The 24,521-nt window shown below is 55.1% G+C and carries 24 protein-coding genes; 1 reads left to right on the top strand and 23 read right to left on the bottom strand.

Features of this window, described 5'->3' with window-relative positions; translation table 11 throughout:
- Positions 1 to 2: 2 nt before the first annotated feature.
- The 13 genes from AC4EYZ_RS01715 to AC4EYZ_RS01775 form a co-directional block, all read right to left on the bottom strand.
- Positions 3 to 773, bottom strand: coding sequence for an energy transducer TonB (locus AC4EYZ_RS01715; RefSeq protein WP_022523851.1), 771 nt, complete (start codon positions 771 to 773; stop codon positions 3 to 5).
- Entirely contained in the window at positions 770 to 1,177 is a 408-nt protein-coding gene (locus AC4EYZ_RS01720; RefSeq protein WP_022523852.1) for an ExbD/TolR family protein, read from the bottom strand. The genes AC4EYZ_RS01715 and AC4EYZ_RS01720 overlap by 4 nt, the downstream gene beginning before the upstream one ends.
- Positions 1,170 to 1,712, bottom strand: a complete 543-nt coding sequence (locus tag AC4EYZ_RS01725) for a MotA/TolQ/ExbB proton channel family protein (RefSeq protein ID WP_022523853.1) — start codon at positions 1,710 to 1,712, stop codon at positions 1,170 to 1,172. Before AC4EYZ_RS01725 ends, AC4EYZ_RS01720 begins: the two co-directional genes overlap by 8 nt.
- Before the next feature lies 1 nt (position 1,713).
- Positions 1,714 to 3,060, bottom strand: a complete 1,347-nt coding sequence (locus tag AC4EYZ_RS01730; protein ID WP_022523854.1) for a MotA/TolQ/ExbB proton channel family protein — start codon at positions 3,058 to 3,060, stop codon at positions 1,714 to 1,716.
- Positions 3,057 to 3,839: a DUF3450 domain-containing protein gene (locus AC4EYZ_RS01735; protein ID WP_022523855.1), complete on the bottom strand. Its 783-nt coding sequence runs from the start codon at positions 3,837 to 3,839 to the stop codon at positions 3,057 to 3,059. The genes AC4EYZ_RS01730 and AC4EYZ_RS01735 overlap by 4 nt, the downstream gene beginning before the upstream one ends.
- A gap of 212 nt (positions 3,840 to 4,051) precedes the next feature.
- Entirely contained in the window at positions 4,052 to 4,453 is a 402-nt protein-coding gene (locus AC4EYZ_RS01740; protein WP_022523857.1) for an NUDIX hydrolase, read from the bottom strand.
- A 62-nt stretch (positions 4,454 to 4,515) separates the two neighbouring features.
- Positions 4,516 to 5,487 (bottom strand): class 1b ribonucleoside-diphosphate reductase subunit beta, encoded by a 972-nt coding sequence (nrdF, locus tag AC4EYZ_RS01745; RefSeq protein WP_009286429.1) that lies wholly within the window; start codon positions 5,485 to 5,487, stop codon positions 4,516 to 4,518.
- Positions 5,488 to 5,619: 132 nt separating this feature from the next.
- Entirely contained in the window at positions 5,620 to 7,842 is a 2,223-nt protein-coding gene (gene nrdE, locus AC4EYZ_RS01750; protein ID WP_022523858.1) for a class 1b ribonucleoside-diphosphate reductase subunit alpha, read from the bottom strand.
- The gene (nrdI, locus tag AC4EYZ_RS01755) at positions 7,824 to 8,258 is read right to left on the bottom strand and encodes a class Ib ribonucleoside-diphosphate reductase assembly flavoprotein NrdI (RefSeq protein WP_009286427.1); all 435 of its coding nucleotides are present in this window, start codon (positions 8,256 to 8,258) and stop codon (positions 7,824 to 7,826) included. The genes nrdE and nrdI overlap by 19 nt, the downstream gene beginning before the upstream one ends.
- 9 nt (positions 8,259 to 8,267) lie before the next feature.
- A complete protein-coding gene (nrdH, locus tag AC4EYZ_RS01760; protein WP_008956787.1) occupies positions 8,268 to 8,489 on the bottom strand; it encodes a glutaredoxin-like protein NrdH in 222 nt (73 codons plus the stop codon).
- Between the two features lie 263 nt (positions 8,490 to 8,752).
- The gene (locus tag AC4EYZ_RS01765) at positions 8,753 to 9,364 is read right to left on the bottom strand and encodes a superoxide dismutase (protein WP_022523859.1); all 612 of its coding nucleotides are present in this window, start codon (positions 9,362 to 9,364) and stop codon (positions 8,753 to 8,755) included.
- A gap of 202 nt (positions 9,365 to 9,566) precedes the next feature.
- Positions 9,567 to 10,493: an electron transfer flavoprotein subunit alpha/FixB family protein gene (locus AC4EYZ_RS01770; RefSeq protein ID WP_089690688.1), complete on the bottom strand. Its 927-nt coding sequence runs from the start codon at positions 10,491 to 10,493 to the stop codon at positions 9,567 to 9,569.
- Between the two features lie 70 nt (positions 10,494 to 10,563).
- A complete protein-coding gene (locus tag AC4EYZ_RS01775; protein WP_089690685.1) occupies positions 10,564 to 11,313 on the bottom strand; it encodes an electron transfer flavoprotein subunit beta/FixA family protein in 750 nt (249 codons plus the stop codon).
- Positions 11,314 to 11,822: 509 nt separating this feature from the next.
- Between AC4EYZ_RS01775 and AC4EYZ_RS01780 the strand changes: the two genes are divergently transcribed.
- Positions 11,823 to 13,487 carry an electron transfer flavoprotein-ubiquinone oxidoreductase gene (locus AC4EYZ_RS01780; RefSeq protein ID WP_022523863.1) on the top strand — a complete coding sequence of 555 codons (1,665 nt, stop codon included), beginning with the start codon at positions 11,823 to 11,825 and terminating at the stop codon, positions 13,485 to 13,487.
- Between the two features lie 71 nt (positions 13,488 to 13,558).
- On the opposite strand, the gene AC4EYZ_RS01785 is transcribed toward AC4EYZ_RS01780, so the two are convergent.
- The 10 genes from AC4EYZ_RS01785 to mltG all read right to left on the bottom strand — a co-directional run bounded on the left by AC4EYZ_RS01785 (position 13,559) and on the right by mltG (position 24,480).
- The gene (locus AC4EYZ_RS01785; RefSeq protein WP_022523864.1) at positions 13,559 to 15,745 is read right to left on the bottom strand and encodes a putative bifunctional diguanylate cyclase/phosphodiesterase; all 2,187 of its coding nucleotides are present in this window, start codon (positions 15,743 to 15,745) and stop codon (positions 13,559 to 13,561) included.
- 109 nt (positions 15,746 to 15,854) lie between these two features.
- Positions 15,855 to 16,292 carry a hypothetical protein gene (locus tag AC4EYZ_RS01790; protein WP_022523865.1) on the bottom strand — a complete coding sequence of 146 codons (438 nt, stop codon included), beginning with the start codon at positions 16,290 to 16,292 and terminating at the stop codon, positions 15,855 to 15,857.
- A gap of 11 nt (positions 16,293 to 16,303) precedes the next feature.
- Positions 16,304 to 17,533, bottom strand: coding sequence for a hypothetical protein (locus AC4EYZ_RS01795; protein WP_022523866.1), 1,230 nt, complete (start codon positions 17,531 to 17,533; stop codon positions 16,304 to 16,306).
- A 160-nt stretch (positions 17,534 to 17,693) separates the two neighbouring features.
- Complete coding sequence (locus tag AC4EYZ_RS01800; RefSeq protein WP_022523867.1) at positions 17,694 to 19,904, bottom strand: ATP-dependent helicase; 2,211 nt, start codon at positions 19,902 to 19,904, stop codon at positions 17,694 to 17,696.
- Complete coding sequence (locus AC4EYZ_RS01805) at positions 19,901 to 20,473, bottom strand: DUF1285 domain-containing protein (protein ID WP_022523868.1); 573 nt, start codon at positions 20,471 to 20,473, stop codon at positions 19,901 to 19,903. The genes AC4EYZ_RS01800 and AC4EYZ_RS01805 overlap by 4 nt, the downstream gene beginning before the upstream one ends.
- A gap of 39 nt (positions 20,474 to 20,512) precedes the next feature.
- Complete coding sequence (locus AC4EYZ_RS01810; protein ID WP_009286419.1) at positions 20,513 to 21,343, bottom strand: TatD family hydrolase; 831 nt, start codon at positions 21,341 to 21,343, stop codon at positions 20,513 to 20,515.
- Positions 21,344 to 21,405: 62 nt separating this feature from the next.
- The gene (locus tag AC4EYZ_RS01815; RefSeq protein ID WP_022523869.1) at positions 21,406 to 21,741 is read right to left on the bottom strand and encodes a PilZ domain-containing protein; all 336 of its coding nucleotides are present in this window, start codon (positions 21,739 to 21,741) and stop codon (positions 21,406 to 21,408) included.
- A gap of 52 nt (positions 21,742 to 21,793) precedes the next feature.
- A complete protein-coding gene (locus AC4EYZ_RS01820) occupies positions 21,794 to 22,780 on the bottom strand; it encodes a DNA polymerase III subunit delta' (RefSeq protein ID WP_022523870.1) in 987 nt (328 codons plus the stop codon).
- Positions 22,771 to 23,424, bottom strand: a complete 654-nt coding sequence (gene tmk / locus AC4EYZ_RS01825) for a dTMP kinase (protein WP_022523871.1) — start codon at positions 23,422 to 23,424, stop codon at positions 22,771 to 22,773. The genes AC4EYZ_RS01820 and tmk overlap by 10 nt, the downstream gene beginning before the upstream one ends.
- A gap of 48 nt (positions 23,425 to 23,472) precedes the next feature.
- Positions 23,473 to 24,480 carry an endolytic transglycosylase MltG gene (mltG, locus tag AC4EYZ_RS01830; protein ID WP_022523872.1) on the bottom strand — a complete coding sequence of 336 codons (1,008 nt, stop codon included), beginning with the start codon at positions 24,478 to 24,480 and terminating at the stop codon, positions 23,473 to 23,475.
- Positions 24,481 to 24,521: the final 41 nt, after the last annotated feature.

Consider the following 24,521-nt stretch of genomic DNA (forward strand, 5'->3'; position numbering starts at 1 on the left):
GGCTACCTCAACTCAAACTCGATCCGCTGGGTGGCATTGCGTAACCGATCGCTGGGTTCAAATTGCCACTTGGCAATCGCCTCCCGCGCGGCATCATCAAACACCCGACGCGGCTGCGCGCTGGTAACCCGTATAGAAGAGCTGTCGACACTGCCATCACGCCGAATCGTAAAGGCCACCTCTACAAAGCCTTCCATACCTCGGCGCTGGGCACGGGGCGGGTACTTTGGACCAACTTGGTTCGTCGGTGTCACTTGGCCCACATTCACCGGCTCATTAGAGGGCGCTGGCTGAGCTTCCGGGGCAGCTTCGCGCACGGCGGGTGCAGAATCCACTGACGCAGGGGCTGCTCTAGGAGCTGCCTCGACAGGTTGCTGTTGCGGGGTCGGCTCTGGTCTCGGCTCAGGAGTAGGTTCGGGCCGGGGTTCCGGTTTAACTTCCGTTAGCTCCGGGAGTTCGCTGTCCATTTCAACCGGCTCGACGGGCTCATCTGGCAGTTCCACTTCCGGCAGACTAATAGTGCTTTCCGCTACCGGAGGCGGCTCGGGTGCAGGCATGGGCGGCGGCGTTTGCTGGGGTGCCGCTTCAACAGGCTGAGGCGTGGGCGCCTCCTGCTTAGGGGCCACCTCCGGCGCTTCAATCATGGTCATCGCCATGCTCATGGTCAGCTCTTCGGGCTCCCGCTCTGGGGGAGCCACTAGCTGGGCAAGTAGCCAGAACAAGCCCACCGCCAGCACGACGCCTCCCAATAATGACAGCAGGTGGCGCATCATGACCCACTCCGACTCGCCGCCACCGCCACTTGGTCAACGCCCGCCTCACGTAGGCGATCCATCACCTCGATCAGCAAGCCCGTGGTGGATTCGCGATCCGCCTGAATAACCACCGAGCCATCATCACTTAGCATATCGGCTACCTGCTGGCCGACCCGATGGGCATCCACGGGACTGCCATCTACCCAGACTGCACCCTCGGGGGAAATCGCCACGAGCACCTGGGCATCCGGGCGCGGGGTGGCGGCGCTGGATTCCGGCCGCTCAATCTCGACACCGCTCTCTTTGACAAAGCTGGTAGTCACAATAAAGAAAATCAGCATGATAAATACCACGTCGAGCATGGGGGTAAGATTCACCTCATTGCTCTCAGCAGTCGCATCTATGGAACGACGTCTACGCATCACTCTCCTCCAGTGCCCGCGCCAGGCGATCATGCAGCCGCTGGTCTTCGCGACGGATGACGTGCTCTAAACGACTAATAAATAGCAGCCCTACTACGGCAATGGCCATGCCGGTCAAGGTCGGCAGCGTCGCCCGGGCAACCCCATCTGCCATAGCGCGGGCTTGATGGGTCTCGCTCAGCGAAAGGCTATCGAACACGCTAATCATGCCCGTCACGGTGCCTAACAGGCCTAGTAACGGACATAGCGCGACTAACAGTTTTAACCATGGCAAGGGTTTGCGCAGCCTGGCGACCAGCGCCTCGGCCCACACCTGACGCAGTGTCCGGGCACTCCAACTGGAGTGGTCACTACGTGCCGCCCAGCGGCGTAACAGTTGACGGCGTGCTATACGCCAAGTAATCCGGTAGTACCACCAGCGCTCCATAGCCATGGCAAACACCAGTACGGCCACGACGGCCAAAACCACCAGTACCGCGCCACCCGCCTCTACTAAGCGCTCAACGGGTTCGAGCCAGAGAGGAAGAGTGGACATGTTAATTCACCACGGGCGTGTGAGATTCCAGATGATCTGCCAGTGTCGCGCTCGCCTGCCCTTCAATCACGTGGGTCAAGTAACGGCTGCGGCCTGCCAAAGCGGTCTGTACAAACAACAGCGGTACGGCGGTAATTAGACCTAGTACGGTGGTCACTAGTGCCTGACTGATGCCGCCCGCCATAAGTTGCGGGTCGCCGGTGCCAAACACGGTAATCGCCTGGAAAGTCACGATCATGCCGGTTACCGTGCCCAGCAGGCCGAGCAACGGTGCTATCGCGGCAAGCAGCTTCACCATCGGCTGGCTGCGTTCCAACCTGGGCAACTCGGCCAACACCGCTTCATCCAACCGCGCTTCCAGCGCCTCCGGAGTTTGATGTTTATCCATGCCTTCAAAGCGCAGTAGCACCCGCCCCAACGGGTTATTGTCCCGCAACTGATCGAGGGATTGCCGCTGACGCTTTACGCGCAGGCTAACCAGCACTAGATAGAGATACTGCCCCAGACCGATGATCATACCCAGAATACCCAGCGCCACGACAACGTAGCCGACATAGCCGCCCTGCTGGAAACGCTCCCATAGACTGGGTTGCTGGGCCAAGGCCTCCAGCACGCTGCCCTGGGTAGGATCAATGGCAAAGACGCTGCTCTCGCCTTGGTAGTAATCCGCCAGTACCCCGCCAATGGCATCGGGGGTACGCGGCAGAACCACTAGGTTGCCGTCATTTTCACCGCGCTCTAAAAGCTCGTTCTCGGTAAAGGCCGCAAAATCGCCCAACCGCACCAACTCGCGGGCGGCCACCTCGCCGTTAGCATCGGCTACTGGCATTGAAAGCCGTTCGGCACGGCCGGTGCGCGCGGTTAGCGTTGCCAAGCGATCCACCACGTTTTCCAGCTGATGGCGCTCAAGCACTTCCACTTCATCCAACCGCGGCGGCAGCGAGCCCTCCTCAAGGGTTAGCAGACTCTGTTCGCCAAGCGTGTTGCGAATCTCTGAGCTATGTCGGGCAAGATTGGCCAGCAGACCCGAGAGCGCTTCGCCCTGCTCTGCCTGGCGCTCGCTCAGCTCGCTGGCTTGATCTGTTTGCTCTGCCTGCTGCGCCTGTAGTGCTTCATGCTGCTGCTGGACATCTTCGTGCTCTGCGCGCGCCTGCTCCAGCGCGGACTCTAGCGCCTGCTGGTCATCCAGAAAGCTCATTAGCCGCTGCTGGTCTCGCGCTTCAGCAGCCTCACGGGCTTCACGCAGAGAAGTAGCGCTTTCGGTTTGCGCCATTGATATACCACTTACCGCTACCAGTCCCAATACAACACAGACATAGCCAAGTTGACGGAGTGTTAGTCGACTCATGGTTGCTCTCCCTGCAGGTCATTGGCACTGATCGAGAGCGGCAAGGTTAATAGATCAGGGGCGCGCTGATCTTCCGCCATACGCAGCCCACTGCGCACTTCACGCAGGTACTCGTCATCCAGCGGCTGCCATGCGCCGTTCTCAGCACTCCAAACACCCCCCTCACGGCCATCGGGGGTTAGGTAATAAAAGCCGATACGCCCGATGCGCAAGAAATCCACTTCGCGTTCGCGACCATCCTGACTTAAACGCCCCCGCCAGCTGTCCATCTCCTGACCATAATCGAGCTCAACGCGCCAGGCCTCTAACAGTCCATTAATACGCTCGATAGTGTTTTGACCTTGCTCGTCTGGCTGACGCTCAACCCGCGCCAACCGCTCTTCACGTAGAAACGGCAGGTCACGCTCAATCCAGCCGCTCAGTTGCTCGGCCATATTCTGTTCGATCACGGGCAGCGCTGCGCGGGTCTCTTCCAGCGTATCCAGCGCCGTCGCCAAACGCTGCTGACGCTCGGCCTCTTCCGCCAAGCGCCCGGACAGAGAGGCGTTATCAGCCTTCAACTGGCGGGTTTCGCGCTCCAAACGGCGCAACTCCTCCAACTGCTCCCGGGTCTGTTCATCGGCAGCATCAATCTGCTCCTGAAGCGCTGCCTGGGTTTGCTGGGCTTCGACACTTTCGGCCGCTTGAGCCACTGCTTGTTCACTTGCCATCAGCGTGCCACTGGCCAGCACTCCCGCTAGCCACCATCCACGCAAGGCAAAGAAAGGCCTGTTCAGCACGTCGACTCTCCGTCACTGAGTAGCGGGCGGCGAGCACCGCGCCACTAAAAACTAATTGGGTATTAGAACGATTTGCGTTTATCTTTTCCGGGACATAGCCTACCACTAATAGAATAAATGACAATATTTATCATTAACGATCATTTGATTTCGCTTACCTAACACGCATAAAAAAAGGCGCCCATCAGCGCCCGTTATCACAATATCTAAGCTTAATAGTTAACCACTACGTACTCTTTTGTCAGCGGCGCCAGCGGGAGTTGCCAAGCCTCTTCACGGGTTACCCATCTTGCTTCGGCTATTTCAGCCGCCGCCTCCACAGGCTCGTCGATAACCAGGCTAAACAGGTGCGCTTCAAGCATAATGTCCGGTTCATTGGCAGCGGGAGCGCTGTGCACGCCTAGCGGAATCAGTTGATCTTCATTAACCTGCAAGCCCAACTCCTCTTTCAGCTCACGGCACAGCGCCTCTGGGGCGGTTTCACCCGCATCGATCTTGCCGCCGGGCTGCATAAAGAAGGACGTATTGTGCTTACGCACTAATAGCAAACGACCATCGGGATCGCTCACCATTGCTGCAGCAATTTTTAATACGTTAGCGGGACTGTCTGGCATACCTCCTCCTCTATGCACATTTATTTATACCATCAACTCATCTCCTCCCACTCATACGGCTATTAAAACGCCCAGTCGTCGTCTTCGGTGGCGACGGCTTTGCCGATGACGTAAGAAGAACCGGAGCCGGAGAAGAAGTCGTGATTCTCGTCGGCGTTAGGTGACAGAGCCGCCATGATGGTCGGGTCCACATCGGTGACGCTGCTGGGGAATAGGGGCTCAAAGCCAAGATTCATCAGCGCTTTATTGGCGTTGTAGTGAAGGAATTTTTTCACATCTTCGCTTAGACCTACCTCGTCATACAGTGACTCGGTGTAGCGCACTTCGTTGTCGTAGAGCTCCAGCAGCAGCTCGTAGGCGTAATCTTTGACTTCCTGCTGACGCGCTGGCGTCGCTTCCGCCATTGCCTGCTGGAATTTATAGCCGATGTAGTAGCCGTGTACCGCTTCGTCGCGAATGATTAGACGAATAAGGTCGGCGGTGTTGGTCAACTTGGCATGGCTTGACCAGTACATCGGCAGGTAGAAGCCGGAGTAGAACAGAAATGACTCCAGGAACACGCTGGCGACTTTGCGCATCAGCGGATCATCCGAGCGGTAGCGCTCTAAAATCAGCTCAGATTTCGCCTGCAGCGTGGGATTCTCTTCACTCCAGCGAAAGGCATCGTCCACATCACGAGTGGTGCAGAGCGTCGAGAAAATCGAGCTGTAGGAGCGCGCATGCACTGATTCCATAAAGGCGATGTTGGTGTAAACCGCCTCTTCATGGGGAGTGCGAGCATCTTCCATTAATACCGGCGCACCCACGCTGCTTTGGATGGTGTCCAGCAGTGTCAGGCCCGTGAAAACGCGGATCGTCAGCTGCTTTTCTTTCTCGGTCAGCGTATTCCACGACTGAATATCGTTCGACAGTGGCACCTTCTCGGGCAGCCAAAAATTACTGGTCAAGCGGTTCCACACTTCCAGGTCTTTATCGTCTTGAAGCCGGTTCCAGTTAATCGCATCAACCCGCGATAAACGTTGCATGGTATTCATATCACTCTCTCGAAGCCCGGCTGTGACAGCCGGGCTAGCAAAGCTTATTTATAAAAATTGGTTATAAAAAGCTTGTTTTAAAAACGAATGCTCAATAACAGATACAAGGCGTATCGACAGAAATCAGTACCATTACAGCGTGCAGGAAACGCAGCCTTCTACCTCGGTACCTTCTAACGCACTCTGGCGCAGGCGAATGTAGTAAAGCGTTTTGATGCCTTTGCGCCAGGCGTAAATCTGCGCCTTATTGATATCGCGCGTGCTTGCGGTGTCCGGGAAGAACAGCGTTAGCGATAAGCCCTGATCGACGTGCTGCGAGGCTTCCGCATAGGTATCGATGATCTTTTCCGGGCCGATTTCGTAGGCGTCCTGGAAGTAGTCAAAATTAGCTTCATCCAGGAAAGGCGCCGGGTAATAAACACGCCCCAACTTGCCCTCTTTACGAATCTCGATTCTCGCCGCCACCGGGTGAATACTGGAGGTGGAGTTATTGATATAGGAGATCGACCCCGTCGGCGGTACCGCCTGCAGGTTACGGTTATACAAACCGTGGGCCATGACCGAGGCTTTCAGCTCCTGCCAATCGTCTTGGGTCGGCAGCGCGATACCGCTGCGCTCAAAAAGCCCGCGTACTTTATCGGTGCGCGGCAGCCACGCCTGGTCGGTGTACTTATCGAAGAAAGTACCCGAGGCGTAGGTAGAGTCTGCAAAGCCCGCAAACGACTCTTTGTGCTCAATCGCCAAACGGTTCGACGCCCGGATCGCATGGAAGGCAACGCAGTAGAAGTAGAGGTTGGTAAAATCCAAACCTTCGTCAGAGCCGTAGTAAATGTGCTCCCGCGCCAGATAGCCGTGCAGGTTCATCTGGCCCAAGCCAATCGCCCGCGACTTGGCATTACCTTCGGCAATAGAGGGCACGCTGCGCAGGTTACTCATCTCTGATACGGCGGTGAGACCACGAATGGCGATTTCCACACTGGTACCGATATCGCCTGCGTCCATCACCTTGGCAATGTTCATGGAGCCCAGGTTACAGGAGATGTCCTGACCGATTTGGCGATAACCCAGGTCATCGTCATACTCGGTAGGCGTATTGACCTGAAGAATTTCCGAGCAAAGGTTGCTCATGTTGATACGGCCAGCAATCGGGTTGGCGCGATTAACCGTGTCTTCGAACATGATGTACGGGTAGCCCGACTCGAACTGCAGCTCGGCTAGAGTTTGGAAGAAGGCCCGTGCATTGATCTTATGCTTACGAATGCGCGCATCCGCAACCATCTCTTGGTACTTCTCGGTAACGCTGATGTCGCCAAAGGGCACGCCGTAAACACGCTCTACATCGTAGGGCGAGAACAGGTACATGTCGTCGTTGCGCTTGGCAAGTTCAAAGGTAATATCCGGAATCGTCACGCCCAGGGAGAGCGTTTTGATACGAATTTTCTCGTCGGCATTTTCCCGCTTGGTATCCAAAAAGCGCAGGATATCCGGGTGGTGAGCGTTAAGATACACCGCCCCTGCCCCCTGACGAGCCCCCAGCTGGTTAGCATAGGAGAAGGCGTCTTCCAGCAGTTTCATAATCGGGATGATGCCCGATGACTGGTTTTCAATACGCTTGATGGGCGCACCCGACTCACGAATATTACTGAGCAGAAACGCCACGCCGCCGCCGCGTTTGGAGAGCTGGAGGGCCGAGTTAATCGAACGGCCAATCGACTCCATATTGTCTTCGATACGCAGTAGGAAGCATGACACCAGCTCGCCGCGCTGCTGCTTGCCACAGTTCAAAAAGGTGGGGGTCGCCGGCTGAAAGCGGCCGCTAATGATTTCATCCACCAGCGACTTCGCCAGCGTTTCGTCGCCCCGCGCCAGGGTTAGCGCGACCATGCAGACGCGGTCTTCGTAACGCTCTAGATAGCGCTTGCCGTCGAACGTCTTCAGCGTGTAGCTGGTGTAGTACTTAAAGGCGCCCAAAAAGCTAGGGAAGCGAAACTTATATGCATAGGCCTGCTCGAACAGCGCCTTGATAAAGGCGAAGCTGTACTGGGCCAGCATCTCGGCTTCGTAATACTGCTCTTCGACCAGGTAATCGAGTTTCTCCTCTAACGAGTGGAAAAACACCGTGTTCTGGTTAACGTGCTGCAAAAAGTACTGGCGTGCCGCTTCGCGATCTTTATCCAACTGCAGCTCGCCATTGGCACCGTACAGGTTGAGCATGGCGTTAAGAGCGTGATAGTCCAGCGTGCGAGCTTCTGTCTTCGCCGCTGGCCGCTTGGCCTCACCGTTTTTAGTGGATACGTCGTTCGAGACTGAGTCTTTCGGCGCTGAGTCTTTCAGGGCTAGGTTTGTCGTTTCCAAAACTCTTCTACTCCTTGACGGACATTGGCCACGTCATCGTCGGTGCCAAATAATTCGAATCGATACAGCAGCGGCACTTGGCATTTTTTCGCAATAATGCGGCCAGCAAGGCCATACGCTTCGCCAAAATTTGTATTTCCCGCTGCAATCACCCCCCGCAGGAGGCTTCGATTATGTGTGTCGTTAAGAAAATGGATCACCTGCTTGGGCACCGCACCCTGCTCGCTTCCCCCACCATAAGTGGGGGTAATTAAAATATACGGCTGGGTGACTCGTGGAACAGGCTCATCTCGATTCAACGGCAGTCGCTTTGCGGCAAAACCAAGTTTTTCTACAAATCGATGGGTATTGCCTGATTTTGTAGAGAAGTAAACCAAACTGCCGGCGATAGGTGAAGGTGAGCAACTTGCCAGCATTGGGATGACTTAAGCCAGCGCTTGAATGCGGTCTGGGCGGAAACCCGACCAGTGATCCTCGCCGACGACTACGACAGGAAGCTGGCGATAGCCGAGAGCTTCGACTTCTTCTTGGGCACCGGATTCGGCGGTAATATCGATAACAGTGTAATCAAGCCCCTGCTTGTCGAGCGCGCGGTAAGTCGCGGTGCATTGAACACAAGCGGGCTTGCTATAAATTTGGATTTCCATGGCTATTTTCCTTTTCATAGCGGCATTTTTCGGGTAGGGCACATCTAGTGCCTCCCCTCTCTAAAAGATACGACGCATACTATATATAGACCAATGAAAAATCAATTCAAGCATATGTGGTATTTTTCATCCACAGGATATTGACAGCTAATGCCCAACCCTGCCCCTAAAACACTGTCCCAGGCAATAAAAAACCGCCCACTAAAAAGTGGACGGTTTTTAACAGCGCCGTGAACCGGCGCAGTTAGCGGCTCATAGCAATATTAGCTAATCGCAGCTTGATAACGACGCTCAACGTCTTCCCAGTTAACTACGTTAAAGAACGCAGCAATGTAGTCAGGACGCTTGTTTTGATACTTCAGGTAGTAGGCATGCTCCCAAACATCCAGACCGAGCAGCGGCGTGTTGCCGTGCATCAACGGGCTGTCTTGGTTCAGGGTATTCTCTACCACCAATTTCTTTTCAGGAGTAATGGAGAGCCAAGCCCAACCACTGCCGAAACGGCCAAGGGCGGCTTTTTTGAATTCTTCTTTAAAGGCTTCCAGGCCACCCAGCTCAGCGTCAATCGCTTTTGCGACATCACCCTGGGGATTACCACCGCCGTTAGGCGACATCATTTGCCAAAACATGGAGTGGTTGGCATGACCGCCACCGTTATTGATAACGGCTTGACGCTTGGCTTCTGGAACGCGATCCAGATTAGCGACCAGCTCTTCGACAGGTACATCTTCGAGACCTGTGCCTTCCAGCGTGGCGTTCAGGTTGTTGATGTAGGTTTGATGGTGACGAGAATGGTGAATTTCCATCGTCATCGCATCGATGTTTGGTTCGAGAGCGTCATATGCGTACGGCAATTCGGGTAGTGTATGTGCCATATCATCATCTCCTTGAGTGGCTTTCGTTGCTTTCACTTATCTATGTGCGGTCAGCCCGCAGCTTTTTCAACCACCGGGGTGGTTTTTCTTACCTTTTGCCCCAGTACTTTAGTCAACTATTGCCAGTTTACCTAATACACCCGCCAAAAAAAAAGCCGACTTCTGGCGAAGTCGGCCCACCGCTATTGAATCACGGTATTGCTTACAGCTTGCTCTCAAGTTCCGGCAGGATCTCAAATAGATCCCCCACCAGGCCGTAATCCGCCACCTGGAAAATCGGTGCTTCGTCGTCTTTGTTGATCGCGACGATCACTTTGGAGTCTTTCATGCCCGCCAGGTGCTGGATGGCACCGGAAATGCCCACGGCGATATACAGATCCGGGGCAACGATCTTGCCGGTCTGGCCAACCTGCATATCGTTGGGCACAAAGCCTGCGTCGACGGCGGCCCGGGAAGCACCAATGGCAGCGCCCAGCTTGTCGGCGATGCCGTCGAGCAGTTTGAAGTTCTCGCCATTGCCCATACCACGGCCACCGGAAATCACCACCTTGGCACCGCCCAGTTCAGGACGATCCGACTGCGCCAGTTCCTCCTTCACAAAGCTGGACTGGCTGTTGTCCACCACTACGTCGACGGTTTCAATCGTCGCGCTGCCGCTGGTGCCGACCGCATCAAAGCCGGTGGAACGCACGGTGATGACCTTGAGCACATCGTCGCTTTTCACCGTCGCAATGGCGTTACCGGCGTAGATAGGACGCTTGAAGGTATCGGCACTGTCCACGGCGATAACGTCCGACAGCTGGCTAACATCTTTTAGCGCCGCTAAACGCGGCAGTACGTTTTTGCCGGTGGTGGAGGCGCTGGCCAGTACGTGGGTGTAGCCATCGGCCAGTTCGACCAGCAGCGCGCCCATTGGCTCGGCCAGCTGGTGGGCGTAAACGGCGTTATCCGCGACGCGTACTTTGCTTACGCCGTCGAGTTTGGCGGCAGCTTCCGCGGCGGCCTGAACCCCTTCACCGGCCACCAGCACGTCAATATCGCCACCGATGGCTTGGGCGGCCGCTACGACGTGGGCAGTGGCGCCGGCCAGTTGGCCTTCGTGTAGATCCGCAAGTACCAGAATGCTCATGGCATCAACTCCTTTCAAAGCTCTTTTCTTAAAGTACGGTTTTCAAAGCACTTATCTTAAAGAGCTTATCTCAAAGAACTTTGGCTTCGTTTTTCAGTTTGTCGATCAGCTCGTCTACCGAGGCGACTTTGACGCCGCCTTTGCGCTCGGCGGGCGACTCTACTTTGAGCAGACTGACCTTGGAGGCGACCTCGATGCCGTAGTCGGCGGGGGTTTTCACATCCAGCGGCTTCTTCTTGGCCTTCATGATGTCGGGCAGCTTGGCGTAGCGAGGCTCGTTGAGGCGCAGGTCGGTGGTGACGATCGCCGGTAGCGTCAGTGCGATGGTTTGCAGGCCGCCGTCGATTTCACGGGTCACATGCACCTTGTCACCGTCCACTGCAACTTCCGAGGCAAAGGTGCCTTGGGGCAGACCGGTCAGCGCGGCGAGCATTTGGCCGGTCTGGTTGTTGTCGGTGTCGATGGCCTGCTTGCCCAGCACCACCAACCCCGGCTGCTCCTCTTCGACCACTTTGGCCAGCAGCTTGGCCACGGCCAGGGATTCGGCGCGCTCGTCAGTTTCGATATGAATGGCGCGGTCGGCGCCCAGCGCCAGCGCCGTACGCAGCTGCTCTTGGGCGGCTTTGGGCCCTACCGTGACGGCGACGACTTCTGTCGCCACGCCCTTCTCTTTCAGGCGTACCGCCTCTTCCACGGCAATTTCGCAGAAGGGGTTCATGGCCATTTTGACGTTGGTAAGATCGACGTCCGAATGATCCGCCTTAACGCGGATTTTGACGTTATAGTCGATGACGCGTTTCACCGCGACGAGTACTTTCATAGGTTCCTCGCTTGGCTTGTCGTAAAGCCGTTACCCTGAGACGGCACCCGCCCAGCGGATACCCCTTTTTAAGATGTGTGGTGTATTGAAGACTTACCGGCAATCGCTCAACAGCGATTCGCCTGCCCCAATACAGGCGCTGCCAACAAAAAATGGCGGCGCTTTTAAATTCAATGCATAAAATTCAATCGAGCGTTTGATAGGTGCGCAATTGAAAAACCCTCCCAATTTGCCATAGCCTGCCACAAAGCGACAATACCTAATGCTTAATCATCCACTACGGCCTTAGTCGTAGCACTGAACGAGGGTTAACAAAGCATACCGTCAATAAATGCTCCTTTCACCATCGTAGGCGTGACCTGACACAGGTATTATGCCTATCATGGGGCATAACCAGAAGCAAACGACCGTTTTAAATTAAGGCCGACTTTTTATAAGCTAGTTCCCTGGAGTTAACCTTAGATTAGCTTTGTAAACGCTGGCACTTAAAGAGAATAAGGAGAAACCGGGTGGAAACTGTAGAACGCGATGTAATGGACTTTGATGTCGTCATTGTCGGTGCGGGCCCATCTGGGCTTTCCGCCGCATGCCGACTAATGCAGCAAGCCAACGAGGCTGAGCAAGAGCTCACGGTTTGCGTCGTTGAGAAAGGCTCAGAAGTTGGCGCACATATTTTATCGGGCGCGGTCTTTGAACCTCGCGCACTGGCGGAACTGTTTCCAGATTGGGAAGAGCGCGGCGCACCGCTCAATACCCCGGCGATTCGCGATGACGTTTTCTTGCTCAAAGACGCCGAAAAAGCGCAGAAAGTGCCCAACGCCTTGGTACCTAAAAGCATGCATAACACCGGCGGCGAGCTTACCCGCTATGTAATCAGTGCAGGCAATCTGTGCCGCTGGCTGGCGGAACAGGCAGAGGGCCTCGGCGTAGAAATTTTCCCAGGCTTCGCCGCTCAAGAGGTCATTATTGAGGACGGCGCCGTGCGCGGCATTCTGATTGGCGACATGGGTGTCGCCGCAGATGGCACCCCCAAAGATGGTCATATGCCGGGCATGGAACTGCGCGCCAAATACACACTGTTTGCCGAAGGCGCGCGGGGGCATTTGGGCAAGCGTTTAATCAAAGACTTCTCACTGGATGCAGGTCGCGACCCACAACACTACGGTATCGGCCTTAAAGAGCTGTGGGATGTGCCTGCCGACAAGCATGAGCCTGGGCTTGTGTTGCATGGCTCTGGCTGGCCATTAGATAAAAACGCCCACGGTGGCTGGTTTCTTTACCATGCGGAAAACCAGCAGGTGGTGGTGGGTTTGATTATGGATCTGGGCTACCAAAACCCATGGCTCTCGCCCTTCGACGAATTTCAGCGTATGAAGCACCATCCGGTACTTAGTCAGTATCTGGAGGGTGGCAAGCGCGTGGCTTATGGTGCCCGGGCAATTACCAAAGGGGGCTTTAACAGCCTGCCCAAAATGACCTTCCCCGGCGGGCTATTGATTGGCTGCAATGCGGGCACCCTCAACTTCTCCAAGATTAAAGGCCTGCATACCGCCATGAAGTCTGGCTTGGTTGCCGCGGAGAGCGTATTTGAGGCGATCAAAGGTGGCGATGAAGGTGCCCAGGAACTAACGAGCTTTACCCAGAAATGGGAAGCCAGCTGGGCCTACCAAGAGCTTAAAGAGAGCGCCAGCTTCGGCCCCGCGATCCATAAATATGGCACTGTGGGCGGCGGAGCGTATAATTTTGCTCACCAGTTGCTGGGCAACAAGCTGCCTAACGTTCACGACACCACTACCGACTATGGCGCCCTCAAGCCTGCGGATGAGTTTGAAAAGATTAACTATCCCAAGCCGGACGGCAAGCTCTCCTTCGACAAGCTTACCTCGGTGTTTCTGTCGAACACCAACCATGAAGAGGATCAACCGTGTCATTTGCGCCTGGACGATCCTGAACTACCGATCCGTGAAAACCTGCCCAAATACGCCGAGCCGGCGCAGCGCTACTGCCCGGCTGGTGTTTACGAAGTGGTGGAAGATAGCGCAGGGCAGCCACGCTTTCAGATCAATTTCCAAAACTGTGTGCACTGCAAAACTTGTGATATCAAAGACCCTGCTCAGAACATTACCTGGGTAGCTCCCGAAGGTGGCGGCGGGCCCAACTATCCTAATATGTAAAGTAGTCGGCTAAAACCTGTGCACTGCTTGCCCTACATTGGCTGTAAAAGGGTAAGCGGTGTCTGTCTGGGCTATTTCTCCCTTTGACAGCTCTCCTCTGCTGACAACGGTCTATTACTATAAAAGCCGTGAAAAGGGAGACTGGAGTGGCTGCCTATGAAATGGGACTGCTCATGAGAAGCGACCCCTTTCGCGAACACCTGCATCCCTAGACGCTTACCCAACTCAATGACCGATGACGATAACTGCTGGTCGCGACGAGTGCCTGATAAGCGCTTAACTAAAGAAGAACTTACTTTTAATGTATCGACAGGCAAAGCGTTTAAGTCAGATAAAGAAGAATACCCTGTACCAAAATCGTCAATGACTATCTTAACCCCGAGTTTTTTAATCTCGGCAAAGATACTCGCCGTACGCTGAACATCCTGCAGCAGCATGCTCTCTGTCATTTCCAACTCAAGTAGCCAGGGATCCATTCCAGTAGTGGCTAATGCCTCCTTGATACTCTCCACAAAGCTGTTGTCGTAGAATTGGCGTGCAGAAATCTTGACCGCCATCGTTAATGCGGGAAACCCTTCTTGTTGCCACAGCATGTTTTGCCTACAGGCATTTTCGAGCACCCATTGAGCGATAGGCATGGCCAAACCGCTCTCTTCAGCCAGGGGCATGAATTGGGCGGGTTCCAGCAATCCAAGCGTTGGATGCTGCCAACGAAGCAATGCCTCCATGCCAAGCGTGCTACCTACTTCGACGTCATGCTTTGACTGGAAGAACAACCTAAACTCATGACTCGCAAGCGCACGATGCAGGCCAGACTCCAAGGTTAAACGCACATCCATTTCCGCACTTAATGCATCGGTATAGAACTGGACAGTGTTTTTGCCCAGCAGCTTCGCCTGATACATCGCCATATCAGCGCTTTTCATTAATGTTTGCTCGTCAAGCCCGTCACACGGATACAGCGAGACACCAATACTTACCGAGACATGGCACTCCTGGCCCGCTAGCATAAAGGGCTCTCTGATGGCTGAAAGAATTTTTTGGGCGATGGGCTCAATCTGGTCTCGTCGACTAACCTTACTCAAAAGGATGACAAATTCATCGCCCCCTAACCGAGCGACGACATCACTTTCACGCACCGAAGTGGTCAGTCGACTTGCTGCTTCTTGCAGGAGATGGTCTCCGGCATCATGACCCAAGGTGTCATTGATTAGCTTAAAGCGGTCAAGATCCAAGAAAAGCAGCGCGAAGGATTCACTATGGCGACCGCCAAGCTTCACGGCCTGAGTAATCAAGTGGCTCAAAAAGGCTCGATTAGGCAAATCGGTTAGCGTGTCATGGAAAGCTAAGTGTTCGACCTGCTGAGCATGTGATACACGCTCTTCCATTACCCGCCGCCGCGCCCACTGAAGTTGCCAGCTCAAACGACCGAGTATAGCCAGAATGATGAGTAGCAGGCCGCTAGTCCAACCGGCCCGCTGCCAATAGTTTCGCGCAAGCTGGTGAGCTGCGGCCAACTGCTCCTGGGCAGAGAGCCCTACCACGATCGAGAGTGGAAAATCATACAGCTCGCGCACCAGTGTGTAACGCTCAACCCCTTGCCAGTGGGTCATAAAGGGCGCACTAACAGCATCCAGTGTGCTACTTTTCCAGGCTCCTATATCCATTAACTCGCCTGAATGGATCACATCTCCAGAACGCCTGACCCGTACGATGCCATCCGCACCGACGAGTGCCAGCATGCCCTGCTGGCCCAAAGACCGAACTTCATAACTGCTCACAAAGTAATTGGCATCAATAGCGATGATGACCCAGCCTGAGCCTCCCCCTTGCGCAGATTCTTGCTCAGGCCTTAATGGCCGAGTAAAGGTAATCTGGTTAGCATCCTTTTCTCCCACGGCTAAGTAATCATCGTCCAGCATTGCTTGCGCAGGAGGCGTTAGGCGCTGCCCAAGCAGCCCAGGATCAGTGGTCTCAACAACCATGCCCTGCGAATCAACAATACTGATGGTAAAAAGCAGTGCGGGAGGCAGCAGCCGCTGCTCATTTAACACACTGAGCACGCTCGAGTGATTGCTGCTATTGGCGGTAAAACGTACTAACTTCAGTGTCGTGTCAATTTCCCTGAGGGCCCTTACAACCCTTGCTTCGTAGGTGTCGGTGATTTCACCTACGGACAGCTCTGCCTGGCGCTCAATGGACATACGCTCTTTATTGACTAAAAAATAAGTACTTCCCCATATAACCAGTAACATCATAAAAGCCACGATGCTAAAGAGTACCAGTGGCTCTACAAGATGATGCGACCATCGATGAATAAAGGCTCTGGATGAGCTGACCCGGCTCGGGCCTCTTGGATCATTGAGACTACTCAATTGTCACCACTCTCAAACGCTCATCAAGAAAGGAAGGGTCTATATAGCCCAGTGCTTTTGCATCACTGACTAATCGCTCTACCACTGCGCGACTATTAGCCAGCGCTTGGGGCGGCTGCCCTCGCCCGGTAAATATCTGCCTGGCCCAGTGTGCCTTGATCTGCGCAGGGGTTTGCCCCGTGTAGCGGGTGTAGAACTCACTTCTCGCTGCCGTACCTTCAGTCAGATCCAAGGGCACCACCTGTGCTCCGTTAACTATTAGCGTGCGGCGCCCTAAATAAACATCCCTTAAATCGCTGCTGGTAAGGCGAGTAAAAGGCGCCTCGGCTGATACCACCACCAATACTTCGGCTGAAGCAGGATGATAAGTCATGCTCAACATCGCCCCCAATAAGAGGCTGATTCCGGATCCAGTTAGACGTTTAAGCATGGCCACTCTCCTTAAAACACAAAGTCGAGCGAAAGGCTGAACAGGTTAATACGTCCACCTGGGGTAAACTCGGGCTGTTGATTAATCAGCCCCCCTGATGTCCCTGAGCGCATATCGATGTGATCATATTGGGCCGTAAGAGCCATACCCGGTCTGAAATCCCAGCGTGCACCAACCGTTATGCTTTCTTGCTGTATTCCGCTGGATAGTAGCTCATTCAACATCCCGTTAAGGAGCTGGGCACCTTCTGCAAAGGGCGATGGATACAGGGCAGCATTCAGCCCAGGCTCTGACGTATTGCTGGTGACTTTTGCTCGCGCCACACCTACATACGGTGTCCACTCGGCGACACGGTAACCTAACGTCATGTAGGCTCCTTCGCTCTCCCCTAACAGAGAAGGCGACGAAGAGCGTGCCCACTCGCCCATAACAAACCATGACCCGGGGTCATAACCTAACCCTAAGCTCAGCAGGCTCGTACGCTTACCATCAACTTCGTAGCGGCTAGCAAGCTGTTCACCGGGTAGACCAAAGAGGCGGTAAACATCGAAGAATTGTGAGAGTTCATCTGCGCTTACTTTCAGTTCGCCGTAGCTGGCAAACAGGGTGGCATCCCCCCAATGAGTACGGTGAGAAACGCCCCAGGAATCGCTGGCGTCGATACTACCCGTTGAGTAATCAACGCTGCCACCACCAAAATTCAACTGCAATTCATTGGTAGTCTCCCCTACTGGGTATCGATAGCGCATATCAACACCGTCAAAATTAGCCACCGGAATTAGACGATAAACTTCTTGCGGAGGCCGCACCCATGGAGTGGCGTAATTAACTTTACGATGTTCAGAAGCCATGAATGAGCTCTGCACCATACGCCCAACGCGGAAACTAAGATTAGGGGTAATGTCGTATTGAACATTCGCCCATTCAATCTCAGGTGCGTAAGAGCCGTCATACCGCTTCTCGCTGACTACTTGAACAACCGAGGAAAGTTTAGGCGTGAGATGCAGCGTAGCTTGAAGCCCTAAGCGGCTATCAACTTCTGCGCTCCAATCATGGCTGTATCCAGCACCTTGTGAAGCAAAAGGGTCATTAACGAAGTCAGCATTTTGCTCGTCAGAGTGAACGACCCCCAGCGTGCCAAAACCATTGAATTCAAGATTAGGTAGGGAGTTATCAGCAAGCAAGGCGCCGCTTTGGGTAACGATCAAAATGGCGCAAAGCCAAGTGACTTGCCTTACCATGCTCGTTCCCTATTTCATTAGTTATATACTATGAGCTGCTGAGTATTAACTCGGTAGAAGTGTGGGTATTAAATCGGCAGGGCGATGCTAAGTCAAACAGCTCTAAAGCTTAATTTGAGTTCAAATGTGAAAGAGTGTGTACTATTAGAAAATCAATGACTTACCCAGCAAGCGTTGAGCCATTTTCGAGTAGCTCAATGGGTGCGCGGCGGGCAATGAGCCGCCTTCGCCCTGCCTGATCAAAACGCACATCAATGACCGGGTCGCTGGCGCTTCCCTCCACCGCCGCCACTTCGCCTACGCCAAATACCGCGTGATGAAGCCGTTGACCAGGGTAGAAATTTGCCTCTGCTGAATAACCCGCTTTGGACTCATCAACCTGTGCCGGCGCAAGCGCAATGTCGTCTCGCCCCAGCCGCACCAGATAGCGTTCAACCAGGCCCACCGATGTCACTTGCAGGGTCGCCGCGGGCGCACTGGTACTGGCCAAGCAGGAGGCAACCCGCATGCTATCCTGCCAGGCGCTTTCGGCAATAAAGCGACTCGGCCGGTGCACGCCCCCATCATGAAGCACTAATAGCTGCTCCTGGGCGCGGGTAATTGCCACGTAGAAGAGCCGCCGCTCCTCCTCAAGCCGCTCATCGCTGAGCGGGTTATCGCGGCTATAGTGAGGAAAGTCTTCTTCGTTAACACCGGCTACCGCTACCAGTGGCCACTCCAGCCCTTTGGCCCCGTGCACAGTGCTAATCAGCACACCACCCGCCTGATTTTCTACCGGGCGCTCAAGAAGTTCGATAAAGGCATCCGGGTCTTGCACGCTTTGCGCTTGTTCGATCAGCACGTCGAGTAAGCGTACATCCTCTTCGCCTTTATCCCGCCGCGCTGCCGCACGCTTAAGCGTTTTTTCAGCATCAATGCTTTCCACCACATGGCGTAGCAACTTAGCGGGTGGCCATGCACTCAGCTGTGGTAGCTCACAAAGCAGCAGCCAGCGCTTTTTCAGCGTGCGCCGCTGGATTGGCTTTAACGCCGTAAGCATGGGGTCATGCCGCTCGGGCCACTGCTGAGTAGTCGCCAGTTGGTGTGCCAAACGCTGAAGCCGCTCACGGGCAACGAAGGGTGTTGGTTGAGAAAGCAGCAGTAACAGCTGCTGCGGATCGCGCAGAAGATCAGGGCGACGCGACAGCTTTAAATACCCCGCCAAGGCCTGCACCAACGGCAGACGAAAAACAAAGCGATCCTCGCGCTGAAGCCGAAATGGAATCCCTGCTTGTAGCAGCGCCAGTTGAAACGGCACCGAAAGCGCCCAACTGCGTACCAGCAAACTAGCTTCGTTAAACGCTCGCCCCTGAGCCTGCCAGTCCATCAACGCATCAAGTAGCAAACGGCTCCCCTGCCCGACTGAGACGCGGGTCTCCGGGTTATTAGCCGCTGCAAGGCATAGCTGATTAGGACGCCGCTGGTTAGCGGCAATGGCATGGTTAGCAGCCAGCGCCAACGCATGACCGTGCCGGAAGGTGGTTGATAGTGGGTAATCGGTCGCTTCGCCAAAGGTGGCGGCGAAATTTTCCAGCATGGTGTCGGGCTTGGCACCGCGCCACTCGTAAATACACTGGTTGGCATCGCCAACTGCCATTACCTCGGCACGAGTGCCCACCAACACGGATAAAAGTCGCTGCTGTGCGGCGTTAATATCCTGATACTCATCAATAATGACATGGTCGAGGAACCCTTCGACGCGACCACGTAAAGCACTATCTGCTTCTAGCGCCAACAGCGGACGATAAAGCAGATCGGCATAAGTCATCACGCCTTCCGCTTCCAATAGCCTCTCTGCTTCGGCAAACGCCGCTGGGAAATAGTCGGTGTCTGGATCAAAATTCAGCCGCTCATAGAGCGCCTCTGGGGTGATCATTTCTGCTTTAACCAAGCCGCAAAAGTGGGCTAAGGTTTCTAGCCGATCCCCTTCCAGAGCAGCATCTCGGCGCTCAACGGCATCACGCAGTACATTAATACTTGCCTGACGAAGCAGCCTCTCTAATTGCCAATCGGCGGATAATAGCTGGCGCGGCGCTAGCGCCCCCCAGCGGCAGAAGCTTTGAGTCAAGCGGTGCCCCAGGGAGTGGAAGGTGCGGACATCGGGCAATGCCTGCCCGGCAGGTGCCATTGCGGCTAAACGACGCTGAAAATCATCCTTTGCTGAGCGGTTAAACATCAGCACTAAAATACGTTTTGGCGGTACACCGCTGGCCAATAGATGCAGCACCCTAGCGGCCATGGTGGTGGTTTTGCCTGCCCCGGCCACCGCTGCCACGCGCGCATGCCCGGCCTGATGATTAACAACAGCTTGCTGTTCAGCAGTTAACTTCACGGCGCCTCGCCACGTAATTCATCATCCACCTGACCCAGCGCAAACCACTGACCGGCACTCGTTAGCCCCAGTTCACTCTTGCCACCGGCCACATCACGGCTTTCAGCCGCCTCAACCAACTGGTAATAGACATTACGGTGCAAGCGGGCAGCTAGCCCAAAACGCACCGGCAGCTGTGGCACCGCCTCGCCTTGGGGGGTTGAGGTGACGGTGAGCGGATGCTCGGCATCTAAGCGAACAACGTCGTCAAACTGGGTGGTAAACCACCAGGCACCGTTACGGAAGTCAGCCTCTACCACCACCAACGGCAGGTCTTCGACCTTTATTCGCCAGCGCTCTACCGGCGTAACTAGGCAGTAACCCTCGTCATCCAGGCGCAGCAGCGTTGCCAATAGGCGTGTCACCTTGGGGCGGGCAAACGGCTGGCCTTCGTGCGACCAACTACCATCGGCGTGAATGATGATGTTCATATCGCCAGAGAGCGCAGGCTGCCACTCATCGAGTGGAGGAATAGCGCCAGTGCGCCCTTCATCTCCATTACCTTGCTGCAGCAATCGATCAATATTCATCTCACCCACCTCGCTTGAGCGTATTCAAGGCACTTCAGGCTATAGAAGCCCTGAGTGGGCCAACGCCTCTTTAACGTGTTCCGGGGCATCGGGAGCGGCGGCACGAAAAAGCTGATAAAAGTTAGCGGTCGTCTGCATGGCCACTTCATCGACACTGATACCTCGCTCCTTGGCGATGCACTCAGCTACTTGCACCACCCAGGCAGGCTCATTGGGCTTGCCGCGATGAGGAACGGGTGCTAGATAAGGGCTATCGGTCTCAATCAGCAGGCGATCCAGCGGCAGCTGACGGGCAAGTTCACGCAGCGGAGCGGCGTTTCGAAAAGTAATAATGCCCGACAGCGAGATATAAAAACCCAGCCGCACCGCCTCACGGGCCATCGCCAAGTCTTCAGTAAAACAGTGTAATACACCGCCCACCCGCGGGTCGCTATATTCACGTAGCAAGGCCAAGGTTTCCTCTTTGGCTTCGCGGGTATGAATAATCACCGGCAGTTCTAACTCACGCGCGGCGATTAAGTGACGCTTGAAGCGCTCGTGCTGAATCTCGATAGGTACGCTGTCGCGATAGTGGTAATCCAGGCCAGTTTCGCCGATTGCCACCGCACCATACTGCTCAGCGGTGTCTTTTATATCGGCAACGCTGGGTTCATTCTCACTATGGTGCAGGGGGTGCAAACCAGCGGAAATCGCCACATCGTGATGTTCGCGTGAAATGGCCGCAAGCTGCGGCATGTCTTCTAGGGTAACCGCTACAGCAAGAAATTGGCTGACATGGGCAGCGCGGGCGGCGGCCAAAGTGGCGGCAATATCGCCCCCATGGGTCTGGTCGGATAAACGATCTAAGTGACAGTGTGAATCAACAAACATACGGTTCTCAACAAATAGGTCAAAACAGATAGGCCATAACGACTGGATCAGAAAAATGGCATTCAGAGCGTGAACGATGGAGCTGCTTTATCTAATTGACCGGCAAGCAGCGCCTCAATGCGGTCACGCACGGGATAGTCCTGCTGGCTGAAGTGAAGGCCAATGCCTGGCATACGGCGGCCACTCACCCCCTCTGGAGATACCCACACCACCTGGCCGGTAATTGAAAGGCGCTCGCTTTCACCCGGCAGCGTAAGCAGCAAAAACACTTGCTGGCCAAGTGCGTAAGGGGTTTGAGTAGGTACAAAAATCCCCCCGCGATCCAGAAAAGGCATATACGCGGAAAGCAGTGTCGGAACATCCGGAACGGTAAGAGAGAGCGCTTTCTGAGCTGCCATGACGACCTCGCTGCACTGTTTTGAACAGCCGTGGGGGATTGAATAAACACCACTATGAACGCAGCAGCGCCGCCCAGCGCACCAGCCATGCTTCAAGCACTAGCTGAGGATTGGGGTTTGCCCCCACCGCCAACAACCGTCGCTGCTCGCGGGCATAATCGAGCAGGCGAAACCAATCCTGAACACGACCATTTTTCACCGCTTGGCGGTAGAGCGGTTCTAAATCAGGGTTATGCAACACCGCCGCCTCCCCAGACAAACCTAGACGAATCAGGTCTTCCAGCCAGGCGATACCGTACCACAAGATGGCATCAATCGCCTGGCGATCCAGACGGGCCGCCTCTGAAACGGGCTCGGCCCCGCGCACCAGCTGTTCGAAACTGTCGTGAATTTGATGGCGTAAAGCGCGCTCTTCGGGCGCTGCCAGCTCCACGGCGAGCAGTGGTAGCCCACCCGCTACCTGCCACCAGAAGTAGGCTTCGTCAGTGCTGCCCAATTGCTCAATCAACCAACCACGACACGCCTCAAAGGCAACGCTGGGTAGTGACCACTGCTGACAGCGCGAACGGATCGTCGCCAGCATCCGCGACGGCACGTCGGAAAGCAGAATAAACAGGGTTTTGTCACCGGGCTCTTCAAGGCTTTTGAGCAGCGCATTGGCGGCGGCAACGTTCATTGCCTCGGCGGGGGAAACCACAATCACTCGATAACCGCCCTGCTGAGCCGTTTGCGACACAAAGCGATTAACCTCGCGGATAGGGTCAATGCGGATTTGGCGCTTTCCCTCTTCTGGTGAAACCCGCAGCAGATCCGGGTGATAGCCCGATTCCAGCATCGAGCAGCTATGGCAATGGCCACAGGCTTGATCAGCGGGCGAGGCGCATAGCGTTCGGGCAATTAACGCCTCCGCTAACTGCTGCTTACCCACGCCGTGGGCGCCGTGAATTAACAACGCGTGGGGCATCCGTCCACCATCAGCCAAGCGGGTCAAATGCTGCCAGGTGGCTTGGTGCCACGGCATTACGCCGGTTAACGCCATGCCGCGACCTTTGTTAATAGGACTTGTCGGATTTGGCTTTGTACCTTATCCAGTGTGTATTGTGCATCGATCACCGCAAAGCGCTCGGGCGCTTCTTCCGCTCGTGCCAAATAGCCATCCCGCACAGCCTGGAAAAAGTCAGCCTGCTCCTGTTCAAAACGATCAAGCTGCTCATGGCGATCACGCAGGCGCGACTCTAAGCGTTGTCTTGCAGCCTCTTTGGGCATATCGAGCAGTAGGGTTAAATCGGGCGAAAGCCCCTGCTGAACAAAATTCTCCAGCACGGCGATACGCTCCTTGGGAATGCCCCGCCCCCCGCCCTGATAGGCAAAGGTGGCATCGGTAAAGCGATCACACACTACCCACGCCCCTCTTGCCAAGGCGGGGAGTATTTTTTCCGCCAAGTGCTGCGCTCGCGCGGCGAACATTAGCAGCAGCTCAGCGTCGACATGTAGCGGCTCTTGGGGTACAGGATCCAGTAACAGTGCGCGAATAGCTTCACCACGAACGGTGCCGCCCGGCTCGCGGGTACGCACCACTTCCAACCCCTGGGCCTCCAAACACTCGGCCACAAAGCCCACATTGGTGGATTTACCCACACCTTCGCCGCCTTCCAGCGTAATGAAGCGTCCACGCTTACTCATCATGCTCCCTTACAGTGGTCATCAATCATGGGTGATGTGTCATGGCGATTAGCGATTGCGGATATAGCGATTAACGGCATTGTTATGCTCCCGCAGCGTACGCGAGAAATGGTGCGTGCCATCGCCACGGGAAACGAAATAGAGCGTTTCGCCAGGCAGTGGATTCACCGCTGCCTCCAAGGAGGCACGCCCAGGCATGGCAATCGGCGTGGGCGGTATGCCGTCAATGACGTAAGTGTTATAGGGCGTGGCCTCGCGAATATCGGCGCGGGTAATTCGCCCTTCATAACGCTCCCCCATACCGTAAATAATCGTCGGGTCGGTTTGCAGGCGCATGCCCTGCTCCATGCGGCGCTTGAACACACCGGCAATTTCGCGCCGCTCCTCGGGCGCACCGGTTTCCCGCTCGATCAAGGAGGCCATAATCAGCGCTTCGTAGGGGGAGTCAATGGTTAGGTCGTCCGCGCGCTCCTCCCACACCTCTTCCAAAATGCGCTCCATCCGCTCCAATGACTGGCGCAGGATATCGACATCGCTCATACCCAGATGATAGCGATAGGTATCGGGAAAGAACCAGCCCTCGGGAAAGGTGCCTTCTCGATCGAGTAACGTCATCACCTCTGCATCGCTCAACTCCGCCGTGCGGTGGTCGAGTTTCGGCGCCGCATTGAGTAATTCGCGCATCTGCCGAAAAGACCACCCCTCAGGAATGGTCAGCGAGTAGGTAACCACCTTATTGCTACCCAGCAGTGCCATCATTTCCAGACCACTCATATTCGGCAATAGCTGATACTCGCCGGTACGCAGTTGTGGCACGCGTTCCGGCTCGACCCGCGCTAGCAAGCGAAACGCCCAAGCATCCTCCAGCACGCCCTGCTCTTCCAATTGCGCCACGACCTGATTAAAGCCCGCACCAGAGGGCACTTGGTAAAGCATTGGCTCATCGAGCGCTAGCGGTGCCTCTAATCGGCTCTGCCAATAGAAATAACCGCCTGCTGCACTTGCAGCCCCAACCACTACTAACACCAATAAAGCGGTTAATAACCGTTTCACCATGACACCTCTAAAAAATTGCAGAGCGATATCTAAACACTGGC

The sequence above is a fragment of the Vreelandella sp. 162(4c) genome (assembly GCF_058152265.1).